Below are 19,418 nucleotides of genomic sequence, written 5' to 3'. Positions count from 1 at the left end.
TGAATGCCCGACCTACTCATATGGATAAGCCCACCCGCAAAGCCTGTCTGAAAAAGCCCGAACAGATGCAGCCATAAGAAAACGATGCCTTGCAGAAACCAAGCCCTTTCAGACGGCCTTAAAGATGTTTTAAGCGCAACAGTCAAATAAATAGTTTTTCAGGCCGTCTGAAAACCATGCTACACTTTTCCAAAGTATCTACAAGGAGCATATCCCATGACCCAAGCCACTATTTTTAAAAGCAATCAAAGCCAAGCCGTGCGTCTGCCCAAAGCCGTAGCCTTTCCCGACGATGTGAAAAAAGTTTCCGTCATCGTCGTCGGCAAATCCCGCCTGCTTACGCCCAGCGAAAACCTGTGGGACGACTGGTTCGACCAGCTCCCGCAAACCGATTTTCCCGAACGGGAGTGATGATGTGTCTGTTGTTAAAACAACTGATGTAGAAGTAGAAAAAATTTAATTACAGTAACTTTAAACAATTAAGAGTAAATTATGAATGAATTAAAAAAAGAAACACTTGCGCTAATTAATTATTTGCAAGAGCGTGATTATTCTATTCGTAAGTTAAGCCGAATTTTATTTTCGAGAGGTATTTTTAGAGTTCAGTCTTGGCTAAGCTTAAAGGAAAAAGTTAATGAATTAGGCGGCGAAAACGATCTTATTAATAAAATTAATAAAGTATTGTCTGACGAGTATGATAGAAGTTTGGAGTATGGTAAAAAAGCGATTTGTTTCTTTGATATTTCAGATTTAACAGAAACTAATTTACAAGAATTGGAAGATAAATTGGGTAAATTAATTGAGGAAAATAAGATAACAGAATACTCAAAATATTTTCCAAAACTAATTCCAAGAGATATTTTAGAAAATCAAAGTACTGATTTATTTTGTATTTCAAAAGATACAAGAGATGAAAATATTAATAGATTTTGGGTATGTGGTCGTAAATCTTTCCGAAAGCGTAGGGAGTTTACTTTAGGAGAGGCTCCTGATGAAGTGCAAGATTATTTTCGTGGATTTGATGTTGGTTTATACGATGAGTTAATTGCTATTCGCCAAGATTTTAAACAATTAATAAGTTATTTTACAATTAATAGAAAAGATAGATTAATTACTTTGTATAGTGATACTACTGCCATTACAAGTCAAAGTGATATGGATTATTTATCAGAAACATTTTTTGCATATCTTGTAAAAATTTATCCTGTATTATCTAGTGCAAAAAGGAAAAATATTGGCAATGCAATCCGTGCATTATATGACGAAAGTCTTGGCAGGGTTACCAGTTTTAGCCACTACACTGACTCGGGGTCTGTAAAACATGAAAGATTGGATAGACGTAGTGCCAGAGAAGATTTAAGGTTAGAAACATATCATGTCAGTGGTATGGATGCAATTGAATCAAAAACTGAATTTCATGCTATTGAAAAAAAATGGGCTTCAGTTTCAGGAAATGATTTGTTTGAACCAACTATTTCTCTAAGTTACAAAAGTTTCTTAGATGGAACTACAAAGATTTCTGCTTGTTACATTGCAGAAATTGATGATTGTGCCTGTCAAGAAGATTTAGATAGTTTAACTAATAAAATATAGTCAATTAAAATAAGAACTACGTAGCAGTGCAGTCATAAAATCTCCCACGGCAGGTAAAACTTTCCGCAAATGCTTTTTAATATTCGCCCATACCTTTTCAATCGGATTAAGCTCGGGTGAATAAGGAGCAAGGGGCAATACTTTATGTCCCTGCTTCTGCGCCATTTCAGTCAAAACCGCCATACGGTGGAAACGGGCATTGTCCATAATGATGACGGATTTCTCCGTCAGTTCGGGCAGCAGCATTTGCTCAAACCATGCTTCGAACAGGCTGCCGTCCATGGTGCCGCAATAGGTCATGGGGGCAATCAGGCTGCCTTTACCTTGGATTTGTGCCGCAACCAATGAAATACGTTGGTATTTTCTGCCGCTGATTTGTGCTTTGACGGGTACGCCTTTTTTCGAGTAAGCGTAAGGGCGGTAAAAAAAGGTGTCGAACCCTGTTTCATCAAGAAAAACTGCTTGATAGTCAGTATATTGGCTCAATGCTTGTTGATAAGCGGCTACTTGTTCGGGTTTTTGTTCTTTGTATGTGGTGGTCTTTTTTTTCGTGTGATGCCCATGACTTTGAGCAGGTAGCTGACATTTGGGGGGCTGCACCCTAAATGTTCTGCGATTTCGTGCAGGTAGGCATCAGGATGCTGTTCGAGATAGTCTGAAAGCTGTTGCCTGTCTATTTTTGTGGCATTACCACCTTTGACTTGATGCGCCAGTGAACCTGTTTGTTCATAGAGTCGCAGCCAACTGCTCAGCGTTTTGTCGCTGATACCGTATACACGGCAGACTTGGCTTGCATTTTGGCATTGCCGGTAATATTCGATTGCTTTTTGTCGGAGTTCTATCGGGTAGGCCATTTTTTTCTGCTGGTAAGGGGGAGTAAAGTTCGGAATTCTTATTTTAATTCACTATATTTAGTTTTTCATTGTAATTTAAAAAATGAAAACACCTACTTTTGCATCTATTTGTCAAGAAATTCAGTACGCCGATTCTTTAAGCCAAAAGCAAAGGAATCGGCTGGTTTTGCTTGTTAATTATCTGCAAAGTACAAAAATTGAATTATTAAAAAATATAACACCTAAACGCATATCAGAAGTAACTAAAGATACTGAAAAAGATGTTTTGATAGACATATTTTATTATTTATGTGGGAATAAATGGCATTTATTGGAACCTATTTATCGTTATATTGATGAATATACTAAAGAGCCTATTGAACTTGATGAAAATGAGTTAGCAGAGATAAGGGAGGCTGGTTATATTTATTTAGATAATGGAAAGATACAAGCTAAATTTGACCCGCATAAGTTATTTATTACATTTACTTTAAGTGAGTTAGCAAAAGAATTAAAAAGTGAGAATGTTATTTAATGGAAAATACATTAACTCTTGGTGATATAAATAGAGGAAATTCATTTGAAGCACAATGCCTAGATGCAAAAACAGATATAACTGTTTTTTATCAATTAATTAATAATGAAATTATTAATTGGATAATTTGGGCTGAACAGCATAAAGATATGCTATGCAACTGTGGAGAAGATTTAATCTCTTTCAATCTTGTTACACATTTTCAAGCACGATTTCAACATACATTTTACGTTACACATGATAATCATGCAGGTGGGCATGTTGATATTCATATTAAATCAAATCGGTATTTATGGTTAGGTGAAGCAAAATTAAGCGATGGCTCTGCATATTCATTAAAAGGTTTCCAACAATTAGTTGATAGATATACGAGTGGTAGCCCAACTTGCAAAGAAGGTGGACTTTTTATTTACATTATTAATAAATCAGCAAAGAAAAAAGCCACTATTGTGTTAAAAGAGTGGAAGGCAAAACTTGAAACAGAAATTGATGATATAGAAAATTTAGTTTTTTTAGAACCCCATGAAGATAGAGCTGGATTGAGTTTGATAACACAACATACTCATAATACATCAGGTTTACCTTATAAAGTTCATCATTATATTGTACAACTTCAACATTTTCCGACAGATGGACAGTAACCATACCTGAACTCTCCGAAGTAGAAACCACCCTGCACGGTATTGTACGACATATCATGACAAAACCATATTGCACGTTACCATACGTCAGCCAAAATTGCGTTGGAACATACCTACTAACCCATTATATATCCCCAAAGGCCGTCTGAAATGCCCAACCCCAAATCTCGTCCCCGCCCCAAAAACGACTGCCTTGCATTCGAAATCCTATCGGTAGTCGAAGAAATCCCTGCGGGGCGGGTGGCGACTTACGGGCAGGTTGCGCGTTTGATCGGGCGGGAGAAAAACGCGCGTCTGGTGGGGAGCGTGTTGGCGAATGCGGCATTCTACGGGCGTTATCCCTGCCATCGGGTGGTGAACGCGTCGGGCAGGCTGGTGCCGGGTTGAGCGGAACAGGCCGGGTTGCTGCGTGTGGAAGGGGTGGAGTTGAAAGACGAAAATCATGTCTGCCTGAAACGGTATCTTTGGGATTATTAGGCAAGTCGGGAAAACGGATATTGGAGGAATGAAGTCAGCAGGCCGTCTGAAATTTGTTTTCAGTTTTGCTTTTATGGTGCGTAACAAGTCGTAGCCTGCACGAATCTCCAAACCCATAGATAGGGTACATACCTAAAGTATGCACGCGTTCGATGGGGTTTTATACCCAAAGGCCGTCTGAAAACTTTTTCAGACGGCCTTTGCTTGCTTTGTTAAATCAGTTAATCGGTTTTACGGGCTGCTTCATCTTCATTGCTGCTGTTTCGCGCCGCGTCTGCCCCACTCTGCTCATTCGGATAGCGCGGATCCAAATCGGCAGACATGGCGGCGGTGTTGCCGGGCATATTCACAAACACGCTACGCTCTTCTTCCGGCACGATGCTTTGGGTGTAGGCGAAGGCAGCCAGGCCCGCGGCCATCAGGGCATAGAAACCGTAAAAGCCATAGTTGGGCGCAAACTGGGTAACCACGCCGAGCAAGAGTGGAGCAACCAAGGAACCTAAACCGAAGCCAGCGTAGCCCGCATGTGTAGGGTGTGCGCCCTCGGCGCGCACGCGTTGTTTGAGTTTCCACCCACCGCGTGCGTGGCTTACGCCATACACTCTACCGCTCACAATACGAATCAGCCTGCAAATCCGACAAAGCCTGTCTGAGATTCTGCCGAGCAGTTTTTCAGACGGCCTTTTTTCACTCAGCCAACCTTAGCCGGTATTGCGCAAGCCTTGTGTCACGCCGTTGAGGGTGGGGTGTGCCATTTGCTGCGGGTGGGCGTTGCCGCGTGTTTGCGCGGGCGTTTGGGCAGGTTTATATCGGCATAGCGGTTTACAGCCCGCCCGAACCGGTTTACCCTACTGTTTTATTTCAATATGTGTACAGGTGATTATGATGGCCAAACCGGTTTTATGTTTCCAGCTTCGCGTGCATCTGGCGGGTTCCGAGCCTGAGATATGGCGGCGGTTGTTGGTGCCTGCCGAGGCAACGCTTTATGATTTGCACTGGATTTTGCAAGCCGCTTTCGGTTGGGAGGCTTGCCATTTGTATCAATTCGGTATGGAAAACGGCGGTGCTGCCGGGCGGGTTTATCCGGATTTTGAAGACTTTGATTTTGACGACCCCGAAGATTGCGAGCGCCGGGCTATGGAAACGGCACCTAAGTTGCGTGATGTTTTGCCGGTGGGCGAACGCATGATCTATACCTATGATATGGGCGATGATTGGGAGCATGTGATTCTGTGCGAAGCATTGATGATCAAGCCGCCGCGCCTGCGCCTGCCTGCTTGCACCGACGGGGCGATGAACCATGCGCTGGAGGATGTGGGCGGCATTTGGGGCTACCAAGAGATTGTGGATGTGATTGCCAACCAGCACCACCCGGATTACCAACAGGCCGTGGCCGATTTGCAGGAATCTTTCGGCAAGCGGATTTTAAAATACGATGCTGCGGCTTTTGATCCGAAGAAAATCAAATTTCCCCGCGTGTAGCTAAAAAAGTCGGGCATAAATGCCCGACCTACGGTTGCTATTGGGCTATTTCGGTTTGTTGGTTAACTGCCGCTCTGTTTATTCAATGCTTCAAAAAGTGCCTGCCTGAAAACTTTTCAGACAGGCAAATATTTTTGCAAAAAGGCGTTTTACTTCTGAATTTATTTATATTTTATGTTTCGTTATACTCGGGCTTGACCGGGTATCTCTTTTTCTGCTTAAACCAAAAGATGCTCGGGTCAAGCCCGAGCATGACGCAAGTGTTTTAAGGTGCCTAAAAAAATTTTGCAAAGGTCTCGGCCTTTTTTCACCCAGCCGACCTTAACCGGTATTGCGCAAGCCTTGTGCCACGCCGTTGATGGTGAGGTGCACCATTTGCAGCAGGTGGGCGTTGCCCGGGTCTTTGCGCAGGCGTTTGAGCAGGGCTACCTGTAGGCCGCCGAGGGCGTTCAGGTAGGGGATGCGCAGGGCGAGCGAGCGGGCGAGGCTGCGGTTGTCGCTGAGCAGCTCGTCGGTTTGCAATATATCGAGCAGGGCTTGGCGGCTTTTGAGGTATTCGTTTTTAATCAGGGCGAAGATTTCGGCGGCGCGCTCGGGTGATTCGCTCAGGGCGGCATAGTTTTCGGCCAGGGTTAAATCGGCTTTGGCCATCACTTGTTCCATATTGGAAAGCATGGCTTGGAAGAAGGGGTTGTTTTGGGCGTGTTCCTGCAAGGCTTTCAGACGGCCTGTGTCTTGGCTGCACAATTCTTCCACGGCGCTGCCGAAGCCGTACCATGCGGGCAGCATGAGGCGGTTTTGCGTCCATGAAAACACCCACGGAATCGCGCGCAAATCTTGAATCCGTGCGAGTGTTTTGCGGCTGGCGGGGCGGCTGCCGAGGTTGAGGGTGGCGATTTCCTGAATGGGGCTGGTTTGCAGGAAATAGTCGATAAAGCCGTCGGCGGTAATCAGGGCACGGTAGTCTTTGAAGGCACTGTCGGAAAGGGCCTGCATCAGTTTGCCGTCGGGGGTTTGGCTCTGCGGCAGCAGGCTGGCTTCGAGTGTGGCGGCCACCAGGGTTTCAAGGTTGCGGCGGGCGTTGCCTGCGTCGGCATATTTGGCGGTAATCACTTCGCCTTGCTCGGTGATGCGTATCTGGCCGGCCACGCTGTGTTCGGGTTGGGCGAGAATGGCTTGGTAAGAGGGGCCGCCGCCGCGCCCTACGCTGCCGCCGCGGCCGTGGAAGAGGCGCATACGCACGTTGTAGCGGCCAAACAGTTCCACCAGCCCCAATTCGGCCTGATAAAGCCCCCACGAGCTGCTCACATAGCCGCCGTCTTTGTTGCTGTCGGAATAGCCGAGCATGATTTCTTGGATATTGCCGCGGCTTTCGAGCAAGTCGCGGTACCAAGGCAGGGCAAACATAGTATCCATCACGTTGCAGGCGTTTTCGAGTGCTTCGATGGTTTCAAACAGCGGCACGATGTTGATGCGGCTTTGGGGTTTGCCGTTTTCCTGCAACACCAAGAGGCCGCTTTCTTTCAGCAGCAGGGCCAAGGCTAAAAGGTCGCTGGGCTGTTCGCAGTTGGAAATGATGCTTTGGTTGATGGCTTTTTCGCCCAATTCGTTTTTCACGCGGCGGGCTTCGTGAAAAATCGCCAGTTCGTGCTGGGTGTGTTGGCTGTAAACCACATAGGGGCTGTAGAGCGGGCGCCGGTTTTGCAGTTCGCGCAGCAGCACGGTTTGCTTTTCTTTTTCGGTGAGGACGTTGTAGTTTTCCAAACCGGCGTGGGCAAACAGTTCGGCCACCACTTCGCTGTGTTTGTCGGCGTGTTGGCGCAAGTCGAGCGGCATCATATAGAAGCCGAACACGGATACAGTGCGGATTAAGTCGGCCAGGCGGGCTTCGGCCAAGAGGCCGCTGCGGTTGTTGCGCAGCGATTGCTGCATGGTTTTCAGGTCGGCCATAAATTCATCGGCATCGGCATAAGGTTCGAGCAGGCCGAAATGGCAACCGAGGGTGAGGCCGAGCTGGTGGCCGCGCGCAATCAGCCGCGCCATGATGTAGGCGATGGCGCGGCGGTAGGGTTCTTCTTCGTGGGCGATTTCGGTGTCGGGCGATTGTGCGGCCAATGCCAGCACGCCTTCGCTCACGCTGACTCGGCGCACCGAAAGCGGCAGGTCGTCGTAAAGTTCGCTCAGTTGGCGGCGGTAGTAATGGAACACGGTGTCGGCGTGGCGGGTGAAGGCGTGGCGCAGGGTGTCGGCGGAAACAAAGGGGTTGCCGTCGCGGTCGCCGCCTATCCAGCCACCGATTTGCAGAATATCGGGCACTTTGATGCCGGGATAGGCCGTCTGAAAGGTTTTTTCCATGCTGCGGTAAAGTTTGGGCAGGGCTTGGAAAAAGCTGAGCGGAAAAATCGACACGCCATTGTTGATTTCGTTGTTGACGGTGATTTTGAAATGGCGGGTTTCGCTGGTTTGCCACAAGGCCAGCAAGGTGGCGTCCACCTCGCTTTGCAGCTCTTCCAGCGCTTCGGCGCTGTTGCAGTGTTCGCGCTTGGGCAGCAGGGCGCGGATGCGGCGGTGGAAATTCAATGTGGCCTGCCGCTGCACTTCGGTGGGGTGGGCGGTGAGCACGGCGGCGATATAGGTGTTGTCGAGTTGGTGCTGCACGGTTTGCGCGTCGATTTGGTGTTCGCGCAGTTTGTTTACGGTGTCGGCCACGCTGCCGGCGGCGGCGGCGCTGCCGGCCTGCTCGTGCGCCAAACGGCGGCGTTCGTGGTGCACGTCTTCGGCGATATTGAGCATTTGCGCAAACAGGCCGCAGGCCAGAATCAGGTTTTGGGTTTGCCGCTCGTTGAGCTGCGGCAGCACTTCTTCGATAACTGCGCTGCTGTCTTCGCAATCGGCCAGCTTTTTCACGGTGTTGAGCACGATTTCGGTGGTTTCGCTGTGCAGCAGCCTGAACAACGCTTGGGTGAGAAACTCGGCATCGGCGGCCAATGGAGCGTCTTTGGGATTATTGAGAATGTGGAGGCGCATAAGGTTTCTTTCTTAACGTTATCGATGCAAGCCATTGTATAGCAAGGTATAACAAGAAACCATCATTGTTAGCAATGTAGTCAAATGTAATTTGATATAAGTGGGTGGCGGGTTAGGGTTTGTTGACAATCGCTTTTCAAACTTGAATTGACAATCTAAGTGCAACAAATGCGAAGAGGTGCCCATAAAGCAGTATGATTTTGTTACCACACAAAAAGCATACAAGGAGGCTTTATGAACACCTACCGGCATCTTACACCATTGGAGCGCGAAAGTATCATGCTGATGCTCAACCAAGGCGTCAGCATCAGCCACATGGCACGGGTGCTTAACCGCAACAAATCCACCATTTCACGCGAGTTGCGGCGCAATGCAGCTGCCCGGCCATACAGTGCCTGCGAGGCAGAAGAACACTATCGGCAACGGCGAACCCGTTGCCGTCCCAAACCCAAGTTCGCCTGTACACTTCGCTTGGCCTGCGTACAGGAAATGCTGCTGGACCGGCAATGGTCACCCGAGCAGATTGAGGCGCGCATGAAACAGGAAAACAGTGCCCTCAGTGTGAGCTATGCCACCATTTACCGCGCCATCCGACAAGGTCGCCTGGATCGGGACGGGCAACAAGCCCGATGGCATCTGCGCCACAAAGGCAAACGGCGGCGCAAGTCTGCAGAGGTGGAGAAACGGGGCAAAATCGCCATCAGCCATCCATTGGCAAAACGCCCGGTTTCGGCACACAACCGTTCGCGCTTTGGCCATTGGGAAGCGGATACCGTAGCCGGCAAACAAGGAGGAGCGGTCTTGTTAACCCTGGTGGAACGCAAAAGCCGGTATTTGATGACGGTTTGGCTGCCCAAGAAAAATGCACAAGCGCTCAAAGCAGGAATGCTCGACGTACTGCGTGATATGCCATTGCGCTCGATTACGCCGGACAGGGGTAAGGAGTTTGCCTCGCATGCACAGCTGAGTGACGAATTGCAGGTACCGTTTTATTTTCCGGAGCCTGGCCAGCCGTGGCAGCGGGGCAGCAATGAAAACACCAACGGTTTGCTGCGTCAGTATTTTCCCAAGCGTCAGGACTTGGGCCAATACAGCGCAGCGCAGATTCAAGCGGTTACCGACAAAATCAACCTTCGCCCCAGAAAATGTTTGGGGTGGAAATGTGCTTATGAGGTGCTGTTTCGAAAAACGTTGCGCTTGGTTTGACAATTCAAGAACAATAAAGATGCAAAAGGCCGTCTGAAAATAATTCAGCGGGTAACCATAGCCCACACTGCGAAAATCCATTAAAATAAACCGCTATGCCGTTGTGTTCCGGCAGCCTTAACAACTTAATTTAAAACACATTCAGGAAACGACTATGATCGACTTAACCCATTTCAACGAAAACAACGAAGCCCATATGGTCGATATCGGCGAAAAAGCCCCCACCAAACGCGTGGCGCGCGCCAGCGGCTATATCAACATGGGCCCCGATGCCATCAAATATATTGTGGACGGCTCCGCCAATAAGGGCGACGTGCTCGGCATCGCCCGCGTGGCCGGCATTCAGGCCGCCAAGCAAACCGGCTTTCTGATTCCGTTGTGCCACCCCGTCGCCCTTACCCATGTGCGTGTGGATTTCAACGTTGATGTGCAGCTTGCCCGCGTAAAAGCCGTGGTTACCGCCAGCACCGAAGGCAAAACCGGCGTGGAAATGGAAGCCTTAACCGGCGTTAACATCGCGCTGCTCACCATCTACGATATGCTCAAAGCCGTGGATAAAAGCATGGTGATTTCGCAAATCCACCTTGAAGAGAAAACCGGCGGCAAAAGCGGCACATTCACATTCGACACCAGCCTCGAAAACCTCAACTACTAACCCCAACTTATTATATATAGATGGACGACCGCGACCTCTTGCGTTACAGCCGCCACATACTGCTCGAAGAAATCGGCATCGAAGGCCAGCAGAAGCTGCTCGATGCCTCGGCATTGGTGGTGGGCTGCGGCGGGCTGGGTGCGGCCGTTTTGCCTTATCTGGCCGCCGCCGGTGTCGGCCGCCTGATTATCGCCGACAGCGACACGGTTGACGAAACCAACCTGCAACGCCAAACCGCTTTTTCGGAAGCCGATCTCGGCAGCAGCAAAGCCGAAGCCATGAAAGGCCGTCTGAACGCCATCAACAGCCGCACGCACATCACCGCTTTAAACGAACGTCTAAACGAACCCCGCCTGCACGATCTGATGCAGCAATGCGATATCGCCATCGACTGCTGCGATAATTTTCCTACCCGCCGGGCAATCAACCGCGCATCCGTCGCCACCCGCACGCCGCTGGTATCCGGCGCCGCCGCACGTTTCGAAGGCCAGCTTGCCGTTTACCGCCCCGATCTGCCCGATTCGCCCTGCTATGCCTGCCTGTTCGACGGTGATCAGGCAGACGACGGCGCCTGTGCCGTATTCGGCGTATTCGCCCCGCTGGTCGGCATCATCGGCACCAGCCAAGCTGTAGAAACGCTGAAAATATTAACGGGCGCGGGCAGCAGCCGCTGCGGCGTGCTGAATATTTATGATGCACTAAACAACGAATGGCAGCAGATCGAATTCGCCCGTAATCCGCAATGCACCGTTTGCGGCCGTCCGCACTAACCGCTGAAATTCACCGTTTATCTGAAAAATATGCCGACGGTAAAATTATTCTGACAGCAAAAATCAAGTTATCTGATTGTTTCACAAAGAAAACAAACACCAAAATATTCTTTTATGCCGATAAAATTATTTTCTTGTCGCATAAAAGCAACTCCATCTCTGCCCATCTATTGTTTGGCTTTATCACACCAAAAACAATTTTATTAAAATAAATCAAATAATTAAATTATTTGTTTTAAATAAACACCGATTATCAGGCCGTCTGAAAAAGCAGCCCATAAATATTAACCAAAAAAAATAATTTCACTATTTGAAAATAATTACTGGCACAAATGCGTTTGTCTTGATAATATGCCGTTCATCGGAAAACAAACCGATTATCCAAAATTTTTTCCGTTTATCAGAGCGCAGCAGCAAACTTTTCAAGGGGCAAACATCATGACTACCATCGCTATCGACATCCAACCGCAATGCCGTTTTTCCTGCTTTGCAGCAAACGACCAGCAATGTGTCCACCAGCCTGAAAACATCGTGCCCGAATTAAACCGCCAGGCACGTTTCGCCCAAAAACGCGTTTTGGTAGAAAACACCTCAACCGCCAAAGAAACCCTGTGCGCCAGCCTGTGCGGCGGTCAAGAACACGCTGCGCGCAACCTCTTCACCTTCAGCTTGGAAAACCATTTCCCCCATGCCGCAAGCTGCCGCGGAACCCACCTGCTCAAAGGACTGCCCTGCCCCGCCGATTACGACCACGCCGTCGAAACCGAAGGCGACAAAGCCGCCAGCGCCTGTTTTCACGACAGCAAAGAAAGCCGCAGCACCGGCCTGATCGAATGGCTCTATGCCCAAAACGCCCAAACCATTATTCTCGGCGGCCTGGCAACCGAACACGCCGTTTTGGAAACCGCGCAACACTTGGCTTGGTATAACGACAACTGGCACATCATTGTCAACCTTGCCGCCTGCCGCGGTTACACGCCCGAGGCCACGCTCAAAGCCGTTTTCGCTTTGCGCCAGGCCGGTATCACCGTGGTAACCGACACCGACGAAATCCCCGCAGCCATCGCTGCCGGCGCACCTTTACTGATGAGCAAGGCTTCTTAAGCAGCATCCTTGCCCGTTTGAAAGTTTCTCCAGCTTAAATTTATCGGAATCTCTTAGCAGACACTCCCATCTGTAAGAGCACTTTTCAGGCCGTCTTTTCAGACGGCCTCTTTTTATACCCGCCTGTTTCGTTTCAATCATATCAATTTAAAATTTCCTGATTTTCCAAATAAATTTCATTTAAAAATAATCAATTCAAGCATATATTATCAATGGTTTCAGACGGCCTGAAAAAGCGTAAAATCCCCTTGCGCCTTATGCAGCAAAGCTCTGTTGCCAAGCCATCAAAATTTTTAATGGATTCCATCAGAATTTTGAGTTTTACAGTAATTTTAAAAATTACTACATTCGCCTACACAAGAAAAAAAGATTACACAAGGAGCATTACAAATGAGTAAGCACTCTGCCGGCCTGCGCTTTCGCCAAGCCGTTCAAACCGAAAACCCTTTAGCCGTTGTCGGCTGCATCAATGCCTATTTTGCCCGCCTTGCCACCCACAGCGGCTTCAAAGCCATCTACTTGTCGGGCGGCGGTGTTGCGGCCTGCTCTTGCGGCATTCCCGACTTGGGCATCACCACCATGGAAGACGTGTTGATCGACGCGCGCCGCATCACCGACAACGTCGACACCCCCCTGCTGGTGGACATCGACGTAGGCTGGGGCGGCGCTTTCAACATCGCCCGCACCATCCGCAACTTCGAGCGCGCCGGCGTTGCCGCCGTGCATATCGAAGACCAAGTGGCGCAGAAACGCTGCGGCCACCGCCCCAACAAAGCCATTGTTCCGCAAAGCGAAATGGTTGACCGCATCAAAGCAGCCGTAGATGCCCGTGTCGACGAAAACTTCGTGATTATGGCACGCACCGACGCACTGGCGGTGGAAGGTTTGGATGCCGCCATCGAACGCGCCCAAGCCTGCGTGGAAGCCGGCGCCGACATGATTTTCCCCGAAGCCATGACCGAGTTGGGCATGTATAAAAAATTCGCCGAGGCCGTGAAAGTGCCGGTGCTCGCCAACATCACCGAATTCGGCGCCACCCCGCTCTATACGCAGCAGGAGCTGGCCGAAAACGGCGTGAAACTCGTGCTCTACCCGCTCTCGACTTTCCGCGCCGCCAGCAAAGCCGCCCTGAACGTTTACGAAGCGATTATGCGCGACGGCACGCAGGCCAACGTGGTCGACACCATGCAAACCCGCGCCGAACTCTACGAACACCTGAACTACCACGATTTCGAGCAGAAATTGGACGCCCTGTTCAGCAAATAACAACAACCGTTTGCCAAAACCTTTCAGACGGCCCGCCTTATTGCAGGCCGTCTGAAAAACAACGCCAAACCCACAACAAAGGAGAATCCGAATGACTACCGAAACCCCGACTTTCAAACCTAAAAAATCCGTAGCCCTCTCAGGCGTGCCCGCAGGCAACACCGCACTGTGCACCGTAGGCCGCAGCGGCAACGACCTAAGCTACCGCGGTTACGACATTCTCGATCTGGCCGAACACTGCGAATTCGAAGAAGTCGCCCACCTTTTGATTCACGACCATCTGCCCAACAAATTCGAGCTGGCCGCCTATAAGAAAAAACTGCAATCCCTGCGCGGCCTGCCCATCCGCGTGATCCAAGTGCTCGAAAGCCTGCCCGCACACACCCATCCGATGGACGTTTTACGCACCGGCGTATCCATGCTCGGCTGCGTACACCCCGAGCGCGAAAGCCAACCCGCCAGCGAAGCCCGCGACATCGCCGACAAATTAATCGCCTGCCTGGGCAGCATGCTGCTTTATTGGTATCAGTTTTCACACAACGGCAAGCGCATCAAAGTAGAAAGCAAAGAAGACAGCATCGGCGGCCACTTCCTGCACCTGTTGCACGGCAAACGCCCCAGCAAATCGCATATTAAAGCCATGCATGTTTCGCTGATTCTCTATGCCGAGCACGAATTCAACGCCTCCACCTTCACCTCGCGCGTGATTGCCGGCACAGGCTCCGATATTTACTCGTGCATCACCGGTGCCATCGGCGCGCTCAAAGGCCCCAAACACGGCGGTGCCAACGAAGTGGCTTACGATATCCAAAAACGCTACCGCAGCGCCGACGAAGCCGAGGCCGACATCCGCGAACGCATCGGCCGCAAAGAAATCGTTATCGGCTTCGGCCACCCCGTTTACACCGTATCCGACCCGCGCAACGTGGTGATTAAAGAAGTGGCGCGCGAACTGAGCGCCGAAACCGGCGATATGCGCCTCTTTGACATTGCCGAGCGCTTGGAAACCCTGATGTGGAACGAGAAAAAAATGTTCCCCAATCTCGACTGGTTCTCTGCCGTTTCCTACCAAAAACTCGGCGTGCCGACCGCCATGTTTACCCCGCTGTTCGTGATTTCACGCACCACAGGCTGGAGCGCGCACGTTTTGGAACAACGCCAAGACGGCAAAATCATCCGCCCCAGCGCCAACTACACCGGCCCCGACGACCTGCCGTTTGTGCCGATGGAAGAGCGTTAACCCTGCCCTGCCGCAGATAACGGAACACAACAGCTAAAAATTTCAAAGATTAAGGGCGGTTGGCGAAATGTAGCCGGCTGCCCTTGCAATTTTCATCAAGTCTATCTTATCTCACGGCCGCGCGTTTGGTGCGAACCGGGCCGCATCAATCGGGGAATGCTGCTCGAAATACTGCTTCAACACGTCGGCATCGACAAAGCCCGTGTTCACATAAGAAGGCTTGTCCGACAGCACCGGATAGCCGTCGCCGCCGTTGGCCAGATAATCCGACACGCTCAGGCGGTAAGTTTTGCCGTTTTCCAAAGGCTTGCCGTTAACCAGAATATTGCTTACCCGCTGCTTATCGTAGTCTGCCTGCAAGGTTACGCCGTCAAACTGCGGAAAGCCGCCGTCTTCGGGGCGGATCAGCGCAACGGTGTGCAGATAGCGGGCCAGCTCTTCACCGCTCAAATCCACATAAGCGATTAAATTGCCGAAAGGCTGCGCGCGCAGAATATCTTTGTAGGTTACCCGCCCGGCCCGAATCGAATCGCGTATGCCGCCGCTGTTCATCACCGCCAGATCCGCACCGGTGCGCAGGCGCTGGGCATGTGCAATCAGGCGGCCAAGATTGGTGGGTTGGCGGCGCACCACCGCGCGGTCGCCTTCGAGTTTGGCGTTCACCGAGCCGACGGCAACATTGAGTTTGCCGTCGGCTTGTTCTTGATAGGTTTTCAGCTTGGCGGCCAGTTGTTTGTCGGGGCGGATTGCGCTTTGATACAGGGTGCGCACGGTTTGGCCGTCGGCGGTTTCGGTTTCGTATTTAAGGTTAACGGGAATCAGCCGGTAGGATTGCAGGGCGAGTTTGCCGTTTCTAAAGGTGAAATCGGCGCGGCCGAGATATTTGCCCCATTCGCCCGCCTGCATAATCCAAGTGCCGTTTTGAAAATCGGGGCGGCAGGCATCGCCGGGGCGGTGGTTGTTTTTCAGACGGCCTGCGTTATCCATGCACACGGTGTGGTGGCTGTGGCCGCCGACAATAATGTCGAACGATTTGGTCGGCAGCGTGCGGGCAAGGGCGGCATCGCTGTGGTAGCCCAAGTGGGTGAGGGCGATGGTTATATCGGGCTTTTTCTTGCGTTGCTTCAGGGTTTGCAGCGCTTTGCGGGCGGAATCGGCGGCCGGGCCGATAATCAGGTTGCGGGTGTAGGCAGTGTTGGCCGACGTGGCGGTTTCTTCGGTGGTGAGGCCCACCACGGCGATATCCAGCCCCTGTTTGCGCAAAACGGTATAAGGCTTAACCAAATGCCTGCCGCTGTTTTTCTGGCGGATATTGGCCGACAAAAACGGAAAGCGCGCCCATTTTTCCTGCATGGCGAGCATTTGCAGCGGGTTGTCGAACTCGTGGTTGCCCAGCGTCATCGCTTCGTAGCCGATGGCATTCATGGCTTCGATGTCGGGCCGCGCATTGTGAACGTCCGACTCGGGCACGCCCGTGTTAACGTCGCCTGCGTTAAGCAGCACCACCGAGCCGCCGTTGCGCGCCACTTCGTTTTTAATCTGTTTCACCAGGGTTTGATGCGCCGCCAAACCGTATTCGCCGTGCTCGTTCGGCCAAAAACGGCCGTGCAGGTCGTTGGTGTGCAGCACGGTGAGGCGGTAGGTTTTGCCGGGCTGGTAGGCTTGGGCGAGGGCGGGCAGGATCAGGGCGGCGAGCAGGGCTTTTTTCATGGTGGGCCTCTTTTGTTCGTTATCGAAAGAAAGCTTTCGGTATCCGGTTTATATCACGGTAATCGGATTATATAGTGGATTAACTTAACTTTCGCTACGGCGTTGCTGCGCCTTAGTTCAAAGAGAATGATTTTGTAAGCAGCTGAAGTTGCAGCAGAATCGGTTCCGTACTTGTACTGTCTGTGGCTGCTGCCTTGTATCGAAGTAATTCGATCCACCATGGAAACAACAAATATCTATATTTAAATTACTGTAATTAAAAGATAAAAAGGCCGTCTGAAATGTTTCAGACGGCCTTTTTGGTTTGGACAACATATATTTGAACAAGCGTCAGCCAATCAGGTTGGCACTGCTGAGGCTGACGGCCTGCTCATTATCGAAGCGGGCGAATACCGTGCTGCTGTCGGCGCCTGCCGCGCGGTAGGCAAGGGTTTGCTCGGAGGGGTTGAAATGCAGGTAGGCACGGTCGGAGGCAAACAGCGCGGTGTCGTTTACCAGCAGGTCGGACCATTTCAATTGGCTGTCGCCGCCTGAGAGCAGGGAACGCATACCGCTCAAATCCAACACATCTTCGGCAGGGTTGAAATCAACCAAGCGGTCGGCTTTACCTTCGCGGATATCCCACGCCGTGAAGACAACGGTATCGCGCCCCGCGCCGCCGATAATGGTGTCGCTACCCAAGCCGCCCAGCAGATAATCGCTGCCGCTGCCGCCTTTGAGTACATCGTTGCCTGTCGTGCCTTGCAGGGCTGCCGTGCCCTTGGCAGGAGACGGGTTTTCAAAGGCAGACCAGTCAAAGCCGCTGCCCAAATCGGTTTCCTTGCCCGTCGGTGTGTACACCACCTGATTGCCCAGCTGCTTGGCCTGCATTTCCACGCCTTTGACGCTGATAACGTTGCCTGATGCGTCTTCAGTTTGAACAATGGCCGTAATGGGGCGTTCGTCGGCATGGGTAACGGAAGTGCCTGTTGCGTAAGGGGTTTGCCAGCTGCTATATATGCTGCTGCCTACTTTCGCTTCGATGCCGTCTGAAAAACCGTCGCTGTCGGTGTCTTTCAGATAAGGGTTGTATTGGCCTTTGTCGGTACGGGTGCCTTGGGAGAAGTATTTTTGGATTTCGGTGTTGGTTTCGTAGAAATTGGCCAAGGCGTGTCTATCCCAGCTACTACCATCTAATGCTGTTTTGTTTAAGATAATGGAGTTTGGATAAATACCTAATCCATCAAATACTAAGCCAGCTGCTTTATCGCGAAGCCACCCTATCAAACTACCAAGTACCCCGTCTTTTTTATCCGATTCTTTAAAACCGTAAGCTACCCATTCATTATGAATGACATAGGAATTGGTTTTATAGGTGATTCCCGATTCGTTGGCAAAACGGTCATCGGTAATCCGGGTTTGTGTAAACTGCTCGGTTCGCTCTTTGGCAATTTTTAAGTCGCTTCCCGAGCCGCCGTCTGTGTTCAGGGCAGCAGGATTAAACAATACACTGCGGACAAACTCGTCTTTAAACTCGGAATTCTGCACGGTATAAGTTGCAAAATATTGTGCCAGATAACCGCCTAAAGAATGGCCTGTTGAGTAAATATGATCGGGTTTGTATTTTTGTAGCGCTGTAATAATTTCAGCCATTTCTTTGGCTTGCGTAGGCGTGCTGCCTAAAGCAAGTTTTAGATCGGCAATGCCGTCTTGCAAACCTTTTGTGCCGCGAAATGCCACTACAACGTTGGTATATGTTCCATCGGCTTTTTTACCGTTGCCGAAAATGGTGTAATCCAAACCGCTGCCTATCCATTCCCCTTTGCTGGTAACGTCCAGCACATCCCAATGTTTTTGATATTCACTGATATCTACTTGGCCTTTTAAATCGGCTTTAATCGAATTGATTTCAATACGGCTGTTTGATGAATCGTCAAATGCCTTTTGTAGTGCCGCTTTGCCTTCGGTTGCATAAGCCAAGGTTGAAAACATCCGCAAATCACGGTCGGAAACTTTCCATTCGTTCGGGTAATTGTCAACCGCATCTATCAAACCGTCGCCGTCGCTGTCTTCGGCATAATCTTTGGTATAAGCAGAATAGGCGGAAGGTGGGATTATTGCTTGTTGTTTGGTTTGAATTTCGCGCTCTTCCGAATAGCGTAATGTGGCCGTCTGAAAAGGGTTATCTGCGCTGCCTGTATGTGTAACGATGCTGCCGTCTTTATAGTGGATTCGGGTGGTTAAAATTTGGGGCAGCGGTTCTTGTGTCGGGGCGGTTTCTTCGACGGGTTTTGAATTGGCAGGTGTTTTTTCAACAGATTGGTCGGTATTTTTATCTGTTGTAACAGGGGTGGTATCGGTTGATGGAATAATGGTGGTATTGGGAGTGGCTGCAGGTTGGTTTTTGGTATCGTTGTTTGTTTTATCTTTTTCGGAGCTGCTGTTTTTAGAATCACTTCCGCTGCTGCCGCCTGCTGCTGCGAAAATCACAGGCACACCGATGGCAGCTAAAGAGCCGGCAATCCACTTCAGGCTTGAGCTTTTGCCGATAGATGCTGCTTCTACTTCGGTGGCTTGGATTGCGGGTTCATGGGTTTCGCTGATGGCTTCCGAATCAATTGCTTTATGGGGTACCGTGTAGGGCTGTTCCAAAGGAAGCGTAGTGGTTTCGGGCGTAGGTGTGTTGACAGGGGCAACTTCAACAGTGGTTAATTCGGGTATTTTATTTTTTTCGGGGGGCAGCTGTTCAAGTTGTAGGTCTATTGTTGTTGGGTTGGACAGGTTGGTTGGTACTAAAACAGTTTCATTCATTGGGATTCTCCTTGTTTGGTTAAAATTTTTATTAGTTTATCATTTTTTGTAAAAATGTAAATTAAGTTGTAGTAACCTAAGGTCTTATT

General features: G+C 50.1%; 17 protein-coding genes. 12 read left to right on the top strand and 5 right to left on the bottom strand.

Annotated elements, in window-relative coordinates; translation table 11 throughout:
• The first annotated feature begins 216 nt into the window (after positions 1–216).
• Together vapB and H3L92_RS02415 are read left to right on the top strand one after the other, a co-directional pair.
• Positions 217–411: a type II toxin-antitoxin system VapB family antitoxin gene (gene vapB, locus H3L92_RS02420; RefSeq protein ID WP_085367052.1), complete on the top strand. Its 195-nt coding sequence runs from the start codon at positions 217–219 to the stop codon at positions 409–411.
• An 81-nt stretch (positions 412–492) separates the two neighbouring features.
• Positions 493–1,593, top strand: a complete 1,101-nt coding sequence (locus H3L92_RS02415) for a hypothetical protein (RefSeq protein WP_085367051.1) — start codon at positions 493–495, stop codon at positions 1,591–1,593.
• On the opposite strand, the gene H3L92_RS02410 is transcribed toward H3L92_RS02415, so the two are convergent.
• Positions 1,594–2,447, bottom strand: a protein-coding gene (locus tag H3L92_RS02410) for an IS630 family transposase (RefSeq protein ID WP_115336207.1) whose coding sequence is annotated in 2 segments (ribosomal slippage) — positions 1,594–2,132 and positions 2,132–2,447 — 855 coding nt in all. Because the reading frame shifts where the segments join, the coding sequence is not laid out codon by codon here. It lies immediately after the preceding gene.
• 82 nt (positions 2,448–2,529) lie between these two features.
• Between H3L92_RS02410 and H3L92_RS02405 the strand changes: the two genes are divergently transcribed.
• The 3 genes from H3L92_RS02405 (at position 2,530) to H3L92_RS02395 (ending at position 3,989) form a co-directional block, all read left to right on the top strand.
• Positions 2,530–2,961 carry a hypothetical protein gene (locus tag H3L92_RS02405; RefSeq protein WP_143824354.1) on the top strand — a complete coding sequence of 144 codons (432 nt, stop codon included), beginning with the start codon at positions 2,530–2,532 and terminating at the stop codon, positions 2,959–2,961.
• Complete coding sequence (locus H3L92_RS02400) at positions 2,961–3,602, top strand: hypothetical protein (protein ID WP_143824355.1); 642 nt, start codon at positions 2,961–2,963, stop codon at positions 3,600–3,602. Before H3L92_RS02405 ends, H3L92_RS02400 begins: the two co-directional genes overlap by 1 nt.
• 150 nt (positions 3,603–3,752) lie before the next feature.
• On the top strand, positions 3,753–3,989 hold the full coding sequence (locus H3L92_RS02395; RefSeq protein ID WP_115336280.1) for an MGMT family protein: 237 nt from the start codon (positions 3,753–3,755) through the stop codon (positions 3,987–3,989).
• 311 nt (positions 3,990–4,300) lie between these two features.
• Here H3L92_RS02395 and H3L92_RS02390 read toward each other — a convergent pair whose 3' ends face one another.
• Positions 4,301–4,693, bottom strand: coding sequence for an MFS transporter (locus H3L92_RS02390; RefSeq protein ID WP_143824356.1), 393 nt, complete (start codon positions 4,691–4,693; stop codon positions 4,301–4,303).
• 268 nt (positions 4,694–4,961) lie between these two features.
• Here H3L92_RS02390 and H3L92_RS02385 point away from each other — a divergent pair, with 268 nt between their 5' ends.
• The gene (locus H3L92_RS02385) at positions 4,962–5,561 is read left to right on the top strand and encodes a plasmid pRiA4b ORF-3 family protein (RefSeq protein WP_085366333.1); all 600 of its coding nucleotides are present in this window, start codon (positions 4,962–4,964) and stop codon (positions 5,559–5,561) included.
• A gap of 321 nt (positions 5,562–5,882) precedes the next feature.
• Here H3L92_RS02385 and ppc read toward each other — a convergent pair whose 3' ends face one another.
• The gene (ppc, locus tag H3L92_RS02380) at positions 5,883–8,588 is read right to left on the bottom strand and encodes a phosphoenolpyruvate carboxylase (RefSeq protein ID WP_085366334.1); all 2,706 of its coding nucleotides are present in this window, start codon (positions 8,586–8,588) and stop codon (positions 5,883–5,885) included.
• Positions 8,589–8,822: 234 nt separating this feature from the next.
• Here ppc and H3L92_RS02375 point away from each other — a divergent pair, with 234 nt between their 5' ends.
• The 6 genes from H3L92_RS02375 to prpC all read left to right on the top strand — a co-directional run bounded on the left by H3L92_RS02375 (position 8,823) and on the right by prpC (position 14,829).
• A complete protein-coding gene (locus H3L92_RS02375; RefSeq protein ID WP_085366335.1) occupies positions 8,823–9,794 on the top strand; it encodes an IS30 family transposase in 972 nt (323 codons plus the stop codon).
• A 154-nt stretch (positions 9,795–9,948) separates the two neighbouring features.
• Positions 9,949–10,449, top strand: a complete 501-nt coding sequence (gene moaC, locus H3L92_RS02370; protein ID WP_085366336.1) for a cyclic pyranopterin monophosphate synthase MoaC — start codon at positions 9,949–9,951, stop codon at positions 10,447–10,449.
• A gap of 20 nt (positions 10,450–10,469) precedes the next feature.
• Positions 10,470–11,219, top strand: coding sequence for a HesA/MoeB/ThiF family protein (locus H3L92_RS02365; RefSeq protein WP_085366337.1), 750 nt, complete (start codon positions 10,470–10,472; stop codon positions 11,217–11,219).
• A 438-nt stretch (positions 11,220–11,657) separates the two neighbouring features.
• A complete protein-coding gene (locus tag H3L92_RS02360) occupies positions 11,658–12,323 on the top strand; it encodes an isochorismatase family protein (protein WP_085366352.1) in 666 nt (221 codons plus the stop codon).
• Positions 12,324–12,713: 390 nt separating this feature from the next.
• Positions 12,714–13,589: a methylisocitrate lyase gene (prpB, locus tag H3L92_RS02355; RefSeq protein WP_085366338.1), complete on the top strand. Its 876-nt coding sequence runs from the start codon at positions 12,714–12,716 to the stop codon at positions 13,587–13,589.
• Between the two features lie 85 nt (positions 13,590–13,674).
• Positions 13,675–14,829, top strand: a complete 1,155-nt coding sequence (prpC, locus tag H3L92_RS02350; protein WP_115336279.1) for a bifunctional 2-methylcitrate synthase/citrate synthase — start codon at positions 13,675–13,677, stop codon at positions 14,827–14,829.
• A gap of 111 nt (positions 14,830–14,940) precedes the next feature.
• Here the strand turns inward: prpC and ushA are convergent, their stop codons facing one another.
• Positions 14,941–16,539 carry a bifunctional UDP-sugar hydrolase/5'-nucleotidase UshA gene (gene ushA, locus H3L92_RS02345; protein ID WP_085366340.1) on the bottom strand — a complete coding sequence of 533 codons (1,599 nt, stop codon included), beginning with the start codon at positions 16,537–16,539 and terminating at the stop codon, positions 14,941–14,943.
• A 330-nt stretch (positions 16,540–16,869) separates the two neighbouring features.
• On the bottom strand, positions 16,870–19,329 hold the full coding sequence (locus H3L92_RS02340) for a Tle-like phospholipase domain-containing protein (protein WP_115336278.1): 2,460 nt from the start codon (positions 19,327–19,329) through the stop codon (positions 16,870–16,872).
• Between the last annotated feature and the right edge of the window lie 89 nt (positions 19,330–19,418).

Origin of the sequence: Neisseria dentiae (assembly GCF_014055005.1) — a bacterium.
GTDB lineage: Bacteria > Pseudomonadota > Gammaproteobacteria > Burkholderiales > Neisseriaceae > Neisseria > Neisseria dentiae.
The sequence above is the reverse complement of the archived record's forward strand: the minus strand, read 5'-3'. Positions and strand labels throughout refer to the sequence as shown.